The organism is Gammaproteobacteria bacterium, from assembly GCA_022340215.1.
In the GTDB taxonomy this organism is placed as follows: domain Bacteria; phylum Pseudomonadota; class Gammaproteobacteria; order JAJDOJ01; family JAJDOJ01; genus JAJDOJ01.
This window is the reverse complement of record JAJDOJ010000253.1, coordinates 1-13,960: the sequence shown is the minus strand read 5'-3', so window position 1 is coordinate 13,960 and position 13,960 is coordinate 1. Positions and strand designations below refer to the sequence as shown.

Genomic DNA, 13,960 nt, shown 5'->3' with positions numbered 1-13,960 from the left:
GGCGCCACCGGTCGCGCGACCGGGCCGCATCTGGACTGGCGCATGAATCTGCGCAAGGCGTACGTCGACCCGCAGCTGCTCGTGCCGCCCATTCAGGGTGACCACTGACTGTACCGTTCGGCGCTATCCCGGCGGCCAGTCGAACCCCCACCCGGCCGTCATGCGGATCGTGGCCTACCTGACGGATGGGTGTGTTGGTAGGCCTGTGGAACCGACTTGATTTCCGCTACACAGCAACCTTGGGCAGCCGCCTGCGGGATTCGTTTCTTCGTCTAGCCGCAAGACGTTCCCGGCGCTCGGAAAGGAGTTGCTCGCCAATTGCGGGTTCGGTCATCAATGACATGAAACGACCCTCGTAGTTCACCACCAGCCGCCGTTCCACCAGCTGTTCGATCGGGTCGCGCCAGGCCGTTTCGATGCGATCGTGGCGGACGGCATTTCTTACTTTCTCCAGCGCATCGATCATCGATCGCTCCAGCAGCTGCCAGCGGACTTTCGAAACGGCCCGCGTGTCCCGGATCAATGCCCAATCGTCGTCGAGTCTATGGAGTTCGAGGCAGGGGTGGGCGCCACCGCTTTCCCAGGCGCCGGTCCAGTGAAGGACGATTCCCTCGAAGCGATCCGTCAGGGCGGTATCCAACATGACCTCCGTGGCGTAATCGGATTCAAAGTTGCTGCATACCTTGTCCGCCTGGTCGCCGAACAGTTCGACGTATACCGGCATGGCGCGCAGGTTCGTGATGCCGTATGCCTGCGGCTGTTGCTGGTAGGGACTGTAGCGCGATACATGAATGGGGCCGTAGCGGACCGGTGCATTCAGGTGCTCTATCAGCGGTATGAGCTCCATCATCGCTTCGTAGTCCTGACGGGATTCGCCCGGAATCGCTGAGAGAAAATTCCAGATGATGTTGATGCGCCGCGACCGGGCATTGCGGAGCAGGCGTACGTTGTCCAGTGCCGTTACGCCCTTGTCCATCAGGGTCAGTACATGACTCGAGAGCGTCTCGATACCCGGTTGCAGCTCATCGATGCCCGCGCGCGCACAGACATCGAGGTCGTCTTCCCTGTGATTGGATTTGATCTCGTAGGCTAGCGTGCACTCAATCCCGCGGTCGATCAGCAGTGGCAGGACGGACTTGGGAAACTGGGCCGGCATGATGGCGTCGCTGGCCCTTATGTGGCGAACGCCATAGCGATGCACCAGGTTCTCTATGGCGTCCACGATCTTCTCGGGCGACCTCATCCGATACCTGCCGACCGACGGCGGAATGTAACCGCAGAACTTACAGAGGTGTTTGTCTCCCCACCAGCAGCCCCGGGAGGATTCGAACAACAGACTGTTGGGTGCATGCTTCGCCATGGGATCGCTATCCCGGACTGGTTCCAGGGCGGCGAAGTACGCGTCGTAGGTGGGTTCGGGAAGACTGTCCATGTCCTGCACGGGTAAACAGCTCACAACACGCTGCTGCGGAAGCTCGCCATTGTCGAGATAGGCACGGCAGAATTTTGGAAACTCGATATCCGACTCACCGGAGAATGCGAAATCGATGACATCGCTGCTGGCAAGAATCCCGCTCCCCATCGGTTCGGTCGCGTTGGACCCTCCGATGACGGTGACGATCCGCGGATTCAGGCGTTTGATTTCACGGGCAATCGCGATACTCGCAAGCGTCTGCTGTCCCATGGAACTCATCCCGACGATCCTCGCGCCTGATTCAACGATCTGCTCCGCGGTGTCGGCGATAAACCCTGGAATCTCGTCCAGACAGTGCTTGATGATCGCATCGTCAAGCGGGGCGACTTGCCACTGAATGGCTACGGTTCCCGGTCCGTCCTCGTTTCGCAGGCGTTCGAGAATGCGTGCATGTTCTCCCGATCGGTCCGGAAAGGCGGCGGCCAGAAACAAGGCTTCCCCCATTAACCGGAAAGGTGGCGAGGCCGCGAAAAGGCTGCAGTTCTGAAAGCCCACGCGCGCGGCAAAGGCGATATTGGCTTCCACGATCCGGGTGGGGACGCCAGCCCGGATACAGGATGGGGCCAGCAGATTGGCGCCCAGCGGCGGCATCATCGGGTGCAACACCGGTGGAACGACAAGGACCAGAGGTTCGCGGGACTTCCGAGTACTTATGTCCATCTCGATCTCCTCTCCGGGGGAACCGGTCGGGCCGGGGACTCCAGGATTCCAGGATGATTTCAGACCGGATACCACAACTGAACCCAGCTATCCGGCTGTTGCGTAAGCATCGACAGCGCATCCTCTCCTTCCTCGCGCAACCAGCGCAATGCCTCTGCATGCGGCAGGGCCATGTCCGCCAGTGTTTCCAGGCCCGTGAGGTGCCTTTGCCAGTCCACGCGAGAATTGGCCGTCTCTATCCGCCTGAACGGGAGACGCAGCCCCATCAGCATCGAGTCGAAGGCGTGGTCGTCGGAGAAGAATTCCGGTGGTAAAAAGCGATAGTGAAACGACGGCCGGTAGGACAGGGGCGCCCGTTCTCGCAAGAGCGCGACCCGTTGCTCGGCTCCCGAAATATCGACTTCCTCGTTGACCGCACGCCAAAATGCGGTATCACGCGCCTTGTTGAAACGGTAGTGCACCCCCAGGAACCACCTCAGGGCGTCCCAACGTTCACCGACCTTTCTGTTGAGCGCAGACTTTAAGCTGTGGTCCTGTCTCGAGGCCGGGAAATGTGTCGTGAGCAGTTCGATCTGGAATACCAGCATATGCAGCGCTGTGGACTGCAACGGCTCGACGAAACCATAGGAATTGCCCAGCGCGACCACATTCCCCTTCCAGAAATCTTCATGACGGCCACTGCGAAAGCGGACCGTCCAGGGGGCCTCCATGTCGGGATTCGCCGCTCGCATCTCTTCCACGGCACGTTCCTCATCGAGGAAAGACGACGAGAAAACGTAACCTTTGTGATCCGTATCCTCAAACGGAATGGTCCAGCACCAGCCTGCGTTCATGGTTTGTGAATGGGTGTAAGGTTTGATCGTACCAGCTTGGGGGACGTTCGCCACGACGGCCGAATCCGTATACAGCGTACTCGAATAGTCGATGAACGCGGAGCCCAACTGTTTTTCCATCAGGAGTGAGCGAAATCCGGAACAATCCACCCAGAGATCCGCCTTAAGAGAGCGGCCGTCTCGGGTACGTATGGCGTTTACCGTCACACCATCTCCGGCGAGATCGACGTCTTTCACCACGGCGTCCAGGTGAGCAATACCAGCCGTGCGTGCCTGCTGCTGCAGGTAGGCGACAAAGCGCCGGTTGTCGAGGTGGTAGGCCCAGCGTATCCGGTGCAGCAGCGAACGCGGTTTTTGATCAGGTGAGTCACGAAACACCGGGGCCGCCTGCCTGGCCATGAGCATGGCACCGATCGACTGATTGTCCAGGGATTCCTCGTAGACCAGGGACTCCGGCAACCGCCCCCGCTGAAACGGAAACGGGAAGCCGTAAGGGGCCGGCGCTCCCCACTGGAAACTGATGCCGAGCTTGAACGTCGGCATGACACGGCGGTGGAAGTCCGCGACATCGAATCCCAGAAATCTTGGTGCGTGCAGCATACGGACAAACTCAGGTGTCGTCGCCTCGCCGACGCCGATGACCGGGATACTGCTCGAATCGATGACCGTGATACCGAGTTCGGGACGGGCCTTGCGCAGGGCCAGCGCCGTCATGTAACCGGCAGTGCCGCCACCGAGGATAGCGACTCGCCGGTAGGCATCCGCAGCGCTCGCCGGGGGCGCGGTGGGCGACGACTGCCAGACCTGTACGATTTCTTCCGCCGCAAGCGCCGACGCGGACCGGGCGAGCGGGGTTTCGGGCACGGTATGCGGATCGCCGCAGTCCGGGCAGGCGCCCTCGGCAAGCAGGCTGTCACGCCTCGGGGGGCGGCCGGGTTCCAGTATGAGAGTCGCGCTGACCAGGGCTGGCGTGGACGGGCTGCCGAATGTGGCCAGTGCCTCATCGACGACTGCCGCAGTTACCTGCGCCAGTAAAGGCCCCGCACGGTCCGAGGCCGACGGCGCCTCCATCACCGACAACAGTTCCGGCGCACCGGCCGCAAGCGAATCGGTTGCCAGAACCCGGCAGCGAAAACAGGGCCCTACACCGGAAATGACATTGGGACCGATCACTGCCTGTCGATCGGAGACGGTGACGAAAAGGCAGGGAGTGCCGGTCTCAATCGCGGCGCGATTGATGTCGAACAGTGCCTGGTGGGGAACACCCTCGAGGGCGCAAACGGCGAAATCCGCACCGGCAAGAATGGCCCGCAGCGCTTCCGGAGTCGCCAGCCCGAGGTTCTCGTCATGACGCTCCACCGGTATCTCCCGGAAGTCGGCTGCGGATACGACCCGATCGGCGTACCGAGCCAGAAATTCTGGTGTTTCACAGCTCGAAAAACCACGCAAGCGAACGATTCGCCGATTCCGGAAACCCGCTGCTTCAAAGGCGGCATCGAGAAGTCCGGGCAGCTTTCGGTTTCCCAACACGGCCAACCTGTGTTCGACCCCACTGCGGACCTCCCCGTGCCCGCCTGACACGGCCTCCGGGGAGCCATCCTCCAGTATTCCGGCCTCGAAAAGCACACTTAGCACCGACGATACCGACGCGGCGCTATGGCGCAGAGCCAGTGCCTCATTGATCTGAGCCACCGACCTGTCGCCATTACACAACCCGGCGATGTCCCTGACGATCGAGGGCGAAACCCCCGACATCGACAGGGTGCGATCGCCGATACGACAGTAGATATGGTCACCGTCGGGCAAAAGCAGCTGTGAACCGACTCGAAGACGAGGGTATACCGAATCGGAACTGGCAGAGCTGGTCATCATGCGCGGATCGACCTGCCTAGGCGATTGCCGGAAAATGACATACCAGATTGCGCCGGATTTTCGTTCGTTATCAAGGCGCGATAACAGGCGCATCGTCGAACGATGTCACTGTTGTCGCAACCCAGAGGACGGACGAAAAGACAAGAAGGGTGGTATGCCATTTGACAGAAATCGCCTCAATCTCGATGGATCGTTCTGGATATCCCCTCACTCCGGTTACCTCGCTCCGGATCAGGCCACACCTCGTCACCCGTTCGACTGCAACCCTTTCCTGCCGGCCTTGCGAAGGTAATGCGTCACCGGATCGGGCAATCGCTCGAACAGTTCCCATCCCTGGACGGGTGGCTCGCGAAACCGGCCGTTCTCGACCAGCAGCAGTTTTTCATACATCCGGTAACCACCCGCCATCCAGAACACCTCCGCACTCCTCAGACCACGCAGAACCTGCCACAGGTTGAGGCCGCTGATGTGGCTGAATACGTTCGAGTCGGGGTGGGCATGATCGAAATAAGCCAGAGGCTCACGATCCCGGAAGTCGACCGAATGATGCAGACGTCTACCCTCCCCCAGATGTACGGTGCACCGCCAGACTGCCTGAAAATCGCGGTAGGTATCGAACACTCCGGTGCCTTCCTGCAGATGCAGCCATACCCAGGGCAACACCTCGCGGAACAGCAGATCGCGCAGCGCCTGTGCCAACCATTCGCTATCCTGCAGGTCGGTCAGACCGATGAGCGTGCTATCGTCGATGGGCTCCCAGCATTGCACCTCGGGACCCGTTTCCGGTCTCGCAAACACACTCGCGCCAGGGTACCTGGTGATTGATCGACCCTCGATCCTCAGTTCGTCGCCGGGTGATATGGTATCGATCGTCACACCGTCGCCAAGGCGCCGGCGAAGTAACCGGGCAACCTCGGCGGCGCCGTAGGGCGCCACGTGCCGATTCGCCCAGGCGTGTTTGCCGTGAAATGCAAATCCGGAAAAGTAGGGAAAGATGTAGGCGGGATCGGCGGCACAGGCAGCCTCGAAAGTATCCACAAGCTCGTCGCGGTCGAGCATCATGGATTGGAGTCCGCGCTGATAACCGATCAGGGTTCTCAGCGGCTGGTACTTTGCAGATACCAGCGAGACAGGACCGACTTCCGCCTTGACCTTCCTTCCGACGGACTCTGTGACGATCGCATCAGACATGTGCCAGTAGCTGTTCCTGCCCTGAATCGCGATCAACCCGAGTTCTTCGAGCTCGAAATCCGAGGGCGTCGCGATGATCAGTCCGTCCGCAGTCTCGTATCGGGTCCAGGGCTCGAGAGGAAAGACCTTTGTGAATCCCAGCGCCCTGACGGCACTGACAAGCGAGTCGTGGGGCGGCACGATGACCGGCAGGTCGCGTCGGAATCGCTGCAGCGTCGGGGGATGAAAGTGGTCGAGGTGTATGTGCGAAACGACGATAATGGTCGCCGTGTCTATCAACGCCCCGGCGTCCAGGGAACGCGGGGGATGGAAGCACAGGGTTCTGCTTGCGAACACATCCGCGAAGATCGGATCGATCAGAATCCGGTCCCTGCCCAGTTCTATCAGGACACTCGCATGCGCGATGATCGAGACGCGCATGGCTCAGATTTCGTAGGGATAGTAGGGAAACAGATTCGGTTTCTCGCCGGTACGCTGCATACAGACGTACTCGTAGGCGGAATATCCGGCCACGACACCGTCACTCATTGCCTTCGCCACGCAGAACGGAACACCGTTGACATCGCCCGCGGAGAACAGTCCGGGCGTTCCCGTCGCCATGCGACGATCGGGATCGAGAAAGGCGTTCGGTTGTTTGCGCACGCTTGCATCCAGGAACCGGGTCGAGGTCGCAGTCGCTTCATAGGCATTGAAGTCCACGATCATGACGTCAACCGAAAACTCGTCAGTGCTGCTGTCGGTAAGCTCGAAACGCAGTTGCAGTTGTTGTCGTTGCGGGTTGAAGCCGAGGTGAACGAGGCGACCCCGTTCGATCCCTGCCGGGATCTCCCCGGTATACGGGGGTTCGGCATAGGTCCGGATATCCAGGGCCCTTGTCGCGCCGATGTGCCTCCGGGTCGCCGCGACACCTTCCGCCCCGCACAGACAGATGGTCTGTATGTCCTCATCGGCTTCCAGCTGGTCGAGCAGGTAGTCCAGTGCCGCATTGCTTTCGAACCACAGGATCCGCCTGCGATGAAACAGTCGGTTTTCCCCCGGATATCCGAGCTTGCATCCGGTCGCCACGATGGCGGAGAGGGATCGGTAGCGACCCGACGAGGTCTCGATCTCGAAGACCCGGTCCTCCCCCTGACGTAGCGACAGCACCTGCTCGAAACGGATCTCGACACCAAAATGCTCCCCCGTCCCGATGAGCGCCTTCAGCTCGCGCTTGGTGAAGAACACACCCGGCGTGTTGATGACCAGCGGCTGCCATCGCGACAACCCGCCCGGCTGGTCGCTCGCTTCCAGGACCAGAATGCTGGCCTTGTAGGTGGCGGCGGGCGCGGCGAGCCATGCGGCACGCACGGCGGCGGTGAGCCCAGCCGGCCCCGCTCCTACCACGATGATGTCGTAGTCCATAACGCCCATCACTCGAGACAACTCGGGTATCTTAATGGTAATGGAAAGGATCAGGTAATGTCCCGTGCGATGAGGGCGACAATACCCTTCAGCGTTCGTCCCCCGTAAGGCGATTGATTGCCGGAAAATGACAGACCAGATCGCGCCGGGTGAGCTGCGAAGCAGTGAACGGCTTGGGCAGGAAGCCCAAGACCGGTGCCCAAGCAAAGCAGGGACAGCGCCGCGCCGGGATCGTTCGTCATCAAGACGCGACGACAGGCGCATCGTCGAACGATGGAACGGTTGTCGCAACACGGAGGACGGACGACAAAGACAAGCAGGATGGTATGTCTTTTGACAGAAATCGCCTAAAGCCCTGGATAACAAACCACATAGGAGAAAACCCGTAAAACCATTGGACGTGCTCTCACGATTGCCGGAAGCGAGCTTCCGCTCTCCCCCCTTCGATGCACGCTGGCTGCAGGTCAACGTGGCGCTGGCACGGGCCAATGGCGACGCCCTGCCCAGCGCCAGGGCCATGTTCCGTGAACTTGCACCATTCCTGGATCAATGGCGTCTGGAAAATCGTTTGCACGGGTGGTTCTTCATGCGAAAGCCGCCTGACGTGCGCCTGCGCTTCATGCTGCGCCCTGACAATGGGGATGCGGCAGGCGGTCTCGAAAACGCGCTTCGAACCCTGCTGGACAACGGTCGAATTGCCGGGTATTCCCCAGGTCAATACGAACCGGAACAGGACCGCTTCGGAGGGCCGGCGGCCATAGCGCTCGTCCACGCCAGCTTCGATGTCGACAGCACCCTGTGGCTTGTTCTCGATGAACTCGACGAACGCGGGCAACGCCTGGTGACACCGCAGGTTCTGCTGCCCGCCAGGCTGCATCATCTGTTTCTGTGCTGCTGTGGCGCAGAGCGTGTCATCGAGGGCTGGCGCGGATTGGCGAGGCTGATAAGACAGGGTGGCATCACCGCTGCCCCATATTCCCCCCGGTTACCCGGCACCCTGAATGCCCTCGCGCTCGGAGAGGAACTCGCGGCTTCAGAGAGCCTGGCGTTGCGAACCTATGCCCGATCGAACGAATTGTTCAGTCGGGAACTTCTTGCGCTCGAATCGAAGACTGCGGTTGAACAACCGGTTGCCGATATCGCGGCTACGGTTGCCCTGTTTTCGCTGAACCGACACGGTTTCCCGGGTGAGTGGTCCGCACCGTTGGTGGGCGGTGTACTGGCTGCGCTCGGCGACGACCCGACTAGGACCATCTAGAAATAAAGAGAATCCCCCACGCGCATCGGTTCCACGGCTACCGGAGAAGCGATGGGACCGTCGGTAGGCGTGGATGCCCGCCGGGCGGCGACCTCCGCCACGTACTCCGGCGGCAGGTCTGTGGAAACCGCGTTCGGCATGGACCCGTCGAGACACGGCCCTAGCCCGCGCAACCAGAACCAGGGAGCGCCGCCCGCCGCGTAGGGGACGACCCTGTCTGCGTGCCAGCGCTCGGCGGCATCGATGAGATCGTCTGCATCACACATGATCTGCTGACGCTCCCCCCAGTTCTGCTGCGGAACGAACGGCAGGTAGCGACTGACCGAAGAGAAAACATACTGCACCGGATACAGGCCGAAGCCCCGGTACCCGCCGAACAGAATGTCGATCGGGCCATGCTCCTCTCTCGCCAGGGAGGCGAGGTTCCTGACGTCACCCGACAAATCCGAACCGGCATCGGCCAGAACGGCCAGTCTGCTTCCGGCGGCCTCCACGAGGTAGGTAGCCCCCTGATTGCGGATCTCCGGATGAAGCCGTTCGCCAACGGTGGGCTGTTCGCCGTAAAACGGCATGGCACGCACCCGAATGCCACCGACGGAGAATACGTTCCAGTCTTCCACTCCGTGTACGTTACTGAAACCGAGCTCCCGCAACCGCGCCACCATGTCGATGGCGAGCACTGACTCCCGTTCCACGGCGGGAACATAAATGGGCGTGTCCGCGCCGCAGCGCAACAGTGTGCCGGGATCGAAGTGATCGGGATGCGAATGCGTGACCAGGACCGCATCTTGACGGCCCAGCCCGGAAAGCGAGGGGGGTTGCCATTCGACGGGATAGAGGCTAGATTTCGGCACGAGGTAAGGATCGATAAGGAGCCGGCTGTCGCCATCGTCGATACCCAGTGTTGCATGACCGACGAAATTCACGCCGGGACGCCGTTCGGCGCTTACCAGGTCCTGCTCCCGAGGATCCAGCAGCGCTCCCGCTTCGACCAGGGCGTCCCATAGCTCGCGCGCCTCCCTGGCTCCGGGCGGTTTCGACCCGACCTCCCAGTCTCCCAGATAGCGCGCCAGGTCCGCGGTCAGCGTCCCGGACAGCGGGATCCTCGCGAGGACATCGGAGATGTTCCGCACCACATGCAACGCCATCGGTCTGACCAGGGTCGGATCCGGATACAGCCAATCGACGCGCAGGCGGCCCGGTGTCGTATACAGACCCTCCAGGCACCGGGGGAGAAGTCGGCCCAGGACCTCTGTGGCGTTCTTCACCATCCGGGCGAGACCGTGTTCCTTCCGGTAGGCATACAGATCGGCATAGCGCTCCCGCAATCCCCATTCACAACGGCCGGATACGGTGCTGCCGAAGGCGGTATCGTCACTGTAGGTTACGATCAGACCCGTCTTCGGGTTGAGCCTTCTGGTCGCCGATCGCCGCGCGATCGGATTTTTCACGGCGCCGGTCTGCAAGGGGAGCGCCGATGGTCTATTTTCTATGTTCACGAGCCCTTGAAGACGTTATCGGGTCAGCGTGCAAAGGGTATGGCCAGCTCCGCAACGTGATTTCCCATACCGGGGATGGAGAGCCCCCGATCCACACCAGCTTCCTCAACCACAAGATACGGCGAATCGGGCCATATCCCCTTGAACGCTGCCTCGACCGCCAGCGGGCTGTCGCGGTGAATCCGTATGGCTTCGCCAGCGCCCGTAGACACCAGTAATTCCTCGGGCCAGTCCAACTCTCTCGCCAATCCCTGCCAGGCGTGGAATCGCTCGATCCCCCGGGCCCCGGCCAATGCAGCCAGTTCGCCGGACAGCAGGGATCTGCGCCGACGCAGTACCGCACCGTGCCTCAGCAGGATTCGCGGCGTGAATCTGCGCGAGGCAAGTTCGGAGGCTACCGGCACGTCGACCGCCCGTTGATTTCGCCCCGGTGATTCATGGAATCCGGTCATGAGCAGCAACCTTGCCACTGGATCATGCGCCTGTAAATTGGCGGCCCCCATCGACAGCACGGCCCAGGGTCGGTCACTGCCCGCCAGTCGCAGGACGGGACGACCGCTGGAACCGTCCACATCCAGCACCGCCCCCCGCAATGGCAGGCTATCGGCATCGGCCCCCCAGGGTTCGATGGCATCGGGCAGGAGGACGGGGCTGGCCAGCACATTGGGATTGGGCTCGAAGGGTATCCGCAGTTCCGCCAGCGAGATGCCACTGTCCCGGATGCTCTGTTCCAACTGATCCTGAATCCAACGGTTCAGCCCCGGCTCATTCAGGACATCACCGAAGCGGGCGCTGCCCAGCGTCGGGATATCGGCGACACTGCGAACGAAAATCCCGTCGTCCCCGGAAAGCCCCGCAAAGAGGGCGCCGGCTGGAGCAACGGCGGATGCGACGGATTCGGTCGAAGGCGCAAGACTCACCTCGGGCTGCGATTTGTCGAGAGATGTCTCCCAGAGGCGAAGCCGTGCCCGGACGCCCGGCTCGACCACCTCCTCCCAGTGCGGCCAAACCTCGCTTGACAACCGCGGCTCCTGCGCCAGCAGTTCCACGCTCTCGCCAAGGGACCGGCCGCCCGCCAGCCGCCGCGCCAGTGAGGACCGCATCAACTCCCGCATTTTGGCGTCGGGACTCGCACCTCTCAACCATTGGCTTTCATAGTCGACAAGTGCGGTGTGCAGGCTATCGCGTTGAGAGCCGTCGAGTGTAATACGCCATGGCAGATGCAGATCGCAGCGAAGTACCTGCGTGGCCGGCACACCTGGCGACAGATCCAGCGCACGGGCCAGCGCAGCCACGCAGTCCCCGACCTCGACGAGGCGTGAGATAAACGCGTCCGTCGAAAACGCCCACACGGCGTCTGACGACAGGTTCCCGCAGAGGTCTTCGAGCCTCAGGGTCGCAGCCGCCCAGGCCGCCCTTTCCTTGCCCCCAAGCTGCTTCGAGACATCTTCCAGCGCCTCCCATGGGGTCCCGAATTTCGCCGGAAGATCCATGCCGCCGACCAGCGCGCCACCCGAGGCAAGCGCTTCGAACATGTGCAGCAAGCGGCGACGGGAAGCGACCGGCCAGGACTCTCGTCGTGCAACATCGGCCGCCAGCCGATCGAGCGCCATGGGAGGGGTTTCCGCGAGCCCTTCCAGAGCCCTGGAAACGATCGGATCCGGTTCCAGAAACCGCTTTTCGATGCGGCCATCGGCCTGGCGCCCCAGGAACGTCCAGCCGCCACGGGGATCGGCCCGCAGGGTCGGATTGAGACGCCAACTGGCCCGATAGCGGTACTCGGGACGCTCGGCCAGGCCGCGAACCAGCGTCTGAAACGGCCGCAGATCGGGCGCGAAACGGCAGGGCGCGGTGGTGGTCTGCACCTCGGTTCGGTCGCCGAATCGGACCTCCGTGACACCCGCCCACAGTCCATGGGGCGTCGACCGGCCGGCCGCCCGGGCGAGATACCGGTAGAGCGTAGATTCGGCCAGTCGCATCGCGCGGTTACGCGGTCCGCCGAGACGGGTTGCCGATGAGGAAATACGGGCGTGGGCGGAAAGGCTCGACAGCGCCAGCGCCTTGTTGAACTGGGAATCATTTCGGGTTCGATCCCAGAGATGGGACCGCTCACGCTCGATCGTGGCGTGATACTCCTGCTCGAACTTCGCGTGCGGCCTTTTCCCGACGACGGACTGTGCCAGATCATTCAGGTCGGGATTGCCGAAACCATCCAGACATTCCAGAGGCCATACCGCAGCCCGCATGACTCCGAAAGGCGCCAGCTTCAAGAGATCACCGGGGGGACGACTTTTCCGTCAGGTGCCGGGTTCTTGCGGACAGGAGACGCCGATGGAGTTCGAGACGACGCCCGAGGCGCTCCTGGTGATGCGACTGCACCGCCAAGACAGCCGCAAAATCCGCGATCGCGGCATGAAATTCTTCCCTGGTGAGCCCGGCCTTCGTCAACCAGGCCATGATCGACTCCGTATCGAGCAGACCCAGTTCACGACAGTATTGATCCGCGAGTGCCTGTATCTGAGCGTCGTCCAGGACAATACCCAGCCGTACCGCCTCTTCCGTGGCAAGTTGGGCGAGAAGCACTTTTTTCTCTATGACCTTGTCGTTCCCGCCCCGCCTGGCAAGCACAGTGAGTTCGGTATCCGCGGGCGGTTCGGTGGTATCTGCGTTCGGATCATTCGGGCGGGTTGGCATTGCAATCGCCATCCTTCGACCTGTTGTCGCCCCCCTACCCCTCAACTGCAGGGTTCACCGGGTCGGGGAAGCGTTGTCTTTTGCCATCATCAGGAAATGCCTTTACGCGACGGCTTGCAGACCCGTACGAGGCACACAAAGGACATACTCTTGCCGCAATTGTCTGCGTCACGCGCGTAGGCGACCAAATGCCTGGCACGAAAATCGTGCGGGCGGATCGCGCTACCGGGATCCGCCCGTGGACTTTCTTCGGAAAGGGGCTACCAAGGGCACATGACCGTGCTGTATTGCAGTTTGCCTGAATCGAGGTAGCTCGGCATCGTACTGATCTTCAAAGAGGTAGACGAAAGCGAGAAAGCCCCGCCCGCGACATTCTCGAGTTGCTCGTCGGAAAGTTCTTCTCCCTCGGCCTCGGCCGCTTCCTTCGCCATGCGCGCCTCAGCCGCCCTCATGACCTCCCGGACCTCATCTTTGCTGAAGTCAAAGCCGGCTGCCTTACCACCCTCGGTGGCGACGGCCAGAAACTCGTCCCCATCCTTGACGCCATTCAGTTTTGTCTGCAGGGCCTCACCATCGGAGCTGTTCAGGTAGTTCTCGTAGAAGTCTATATATGACTCTTTTGACATGTCCGATCCTCCTTCCTTTCTGGGTTACCCGGCCATACGGCCCGGTGTATTGCTCATTGGGGCGCGGTGGTCGCGCCATTCTCACCCGCTGACAGTAAACCACATGTGCAAGATCCGCAACAATCTGCCCGCTGTGATTTCTACGTTCGCATCACCTCGGCTTTCGTTTGCCACCAATACCCTGTCGCGTCACACAACCATCATGGTTCTCGCGCCAGTTTCGAAACGCGACTATCAGTGACACATTGACGCGCTGGTCTGCAACTTGCCTGAGTCGGGAAAGCTCGGCATCGTGCTGATACTTAGGCGATTGCCGGAAAATGACATACCAGATCGCGCCGGGTGAGCTGCGAAGCAGTGAACGGCTTGGGCAGGAAGCCCAAGACCGGTGCCCAAGCAAAGCAGGGACAGCGCCGCGCCGGGATCGTTCGTTATCAAGGCGCGACGACAGG

The 13,960-nt window shown here is 61.5% G+C and carries 10 protein-coding genes; 2 read left to right on the top strand and 8 right to left on the bottom strand.

The features are described from left to right. On the top strand, positions 1-108 hold a 108-nt coding region (locus LJE91_17350), incomplete at its 5' end, for a M23 family metallopeptidase (GenBank protein MCG6870428.1). Positions 109-226: 118 nt separating this feature from the next. Here the strand turns inward: LJE91_17350 and LJE91_17345 are convergent. From LJE91_17345 to LJE91_17330, 4 genes are all read right to left on the bottom strand, one after another. Then, complete coding sequence (locus tag LJE91_17345) at positions 227-2,134, bottom strand: RiPP maturation radical SAM C-methyltransferase (GenBank protein ID MCG6870427.1); 1,908 nt, start codon at positions 2,132-2,134, stop codon at positions 227-229. Between the two features lie 59 nt (positions 2,135-2,193). Continuing rightward, entirely contained in the window at positions 2,194-4,659 is a 2,466-nt protein-coding gene (locus LJE91_17340) for a tryptophan 7-halogenase (protein MCG6870426.1), read from the bottom strand. Positions 4,660-5,085: 426 nt separating this feature from the next. Beyond that, on the bottom strand, positions 5,086-6,450 hold the full coding sequence (locus LJE91_17335; GenBank protein MCG6870425.1) for an MBL fold metallo-hydrolase: 1,365 nt from the start codon (positions 6,448-6,450) through the stop codon (positions 5,086-5,088). A 3-nt stretch (positions 6,451-6,453) separates the two neighbouring features. Continuing rightward, a complete protein-coding gene (locus LJE91_17330) occupies positions 6,454-7,440 on the bottom strand; it encodes an NAD(P)/FAD-dependent oxidoreductase (GenBank protein ID MCG6870424.1) in 987 nt (328 codons plus the stop codon). Between the two features lie 391 nt (positions 7,441-7,831). On the opposite strand from LJE91_17330, the gene LJE91_17325 reads away from it, so the two are divergent. Continuing rightward, a complete protein-coding gene (locus LJE91_17325; protein ID MCG6870423.1) occupies positions 7,832-8,689 on the top strand; it encodes a thiopeptide-type bacteriocin biosynthesis protein in 858 nt (285 codons plus the stop codon). On the opposite strand, the gene LJE91_17320 is transcribed toward LJE91_17325, so the two are convergent. The 4 genes from LJE91_17320 to LJE91_17305 all read right to left on the bottom strand — a co-directional run bounded on the left by LJE91_17320 (position 8,686) and on the right by LJE91_17305 (position 13,508). Next, on the bottom strand, positions 8,686-10,140 hold the full coding sequence (locus tag LJE91_17320) for an MBL fold metallo-hydrolase (protein MCG6870422.1): 1,455 nt from the start codon (positions 10,138-10,140) through the stop codon (positions 8,686-8,688). The two genes, LJE91_17325 and LJE91_17320, sit on opposite strands and share 4 nt — an antisense overlap. Positions 10,141-10,211: 71 nt before the next feature. Beyond that, entirely contained in the window at positions 10,212-12,458 is a 2,247-nt protein-coding gene (locus LJE91_17315) for a lantibiotic dehydratase family protein (protein MCG6870421.1), read from the bottom strand. A 4-nt stretch (positions 12,459-12,462) separates the two neighbouring features. Then, positions 12,463-12,882 carry a hypothetical protein gene (locus LJE91_17310; protein MCG6870420.1) on the bottom strand — a complete coding sequence of 140 codons (420 nt, stop codon included), beginning with the start codon at positions 12,880-12,882 and terminating at the stop codon, positions 12,463-12,465. Between the two features lie 260 nt (positions 12,883-13,142). Beyond that, positions 13,143-13,508: a Nif11-like leader peptide family natural product precursor gene (locus LJE91_17305; GenBank protein MCG6870419.1), complete on the bottom strand. Its 366-nt coding sequence runs from the start codon at positions 13,506-13,508 to the stop codon at positions 13,143-13,145. Positions 13,509-13,960: the final 452 nt, after the last annotated feature.

Excerpts from the sequence above, each read along its gene's own strand:
- LJE91_17345 (MCG6870427.1), bottom strand. The coding sequence starts at position 2,134 with ATGGACATAAGTACTCGGAAGTCCCGCGAACCTCTGGTCCTTGTCGTT.
- LJE91_17335 (MCG6870425.1), bottom strand. The coding sequence starts at position 6,450 with ATGCGCGTCTCGATCATCGCGCATGCGAGTGTCCTGATAGAACTGGGC.
- LJE91_17330 (MCG6870424.1), bottom strand. The coding sequence starts at position 7,440 with ATGGGCGTTATGGACTACGACATCATCGTGGTAGGAGCGGGGCCGGCT.
- LJE91_17310 (MCG6870420.1), bottom strand. The coding sequence starts at position 12,882 with ATGCCAACCCGCCCGAATGATCCGAACGCAGATACCACCGAACCGCCC.
- LJE91_17305 (MCG6870419.1), bottom strand. The coding sequence starts at position 13,508 with ATGTCAAAAGAGTCATATATAGACTTCTACGAGAACTACCTGAACAGC.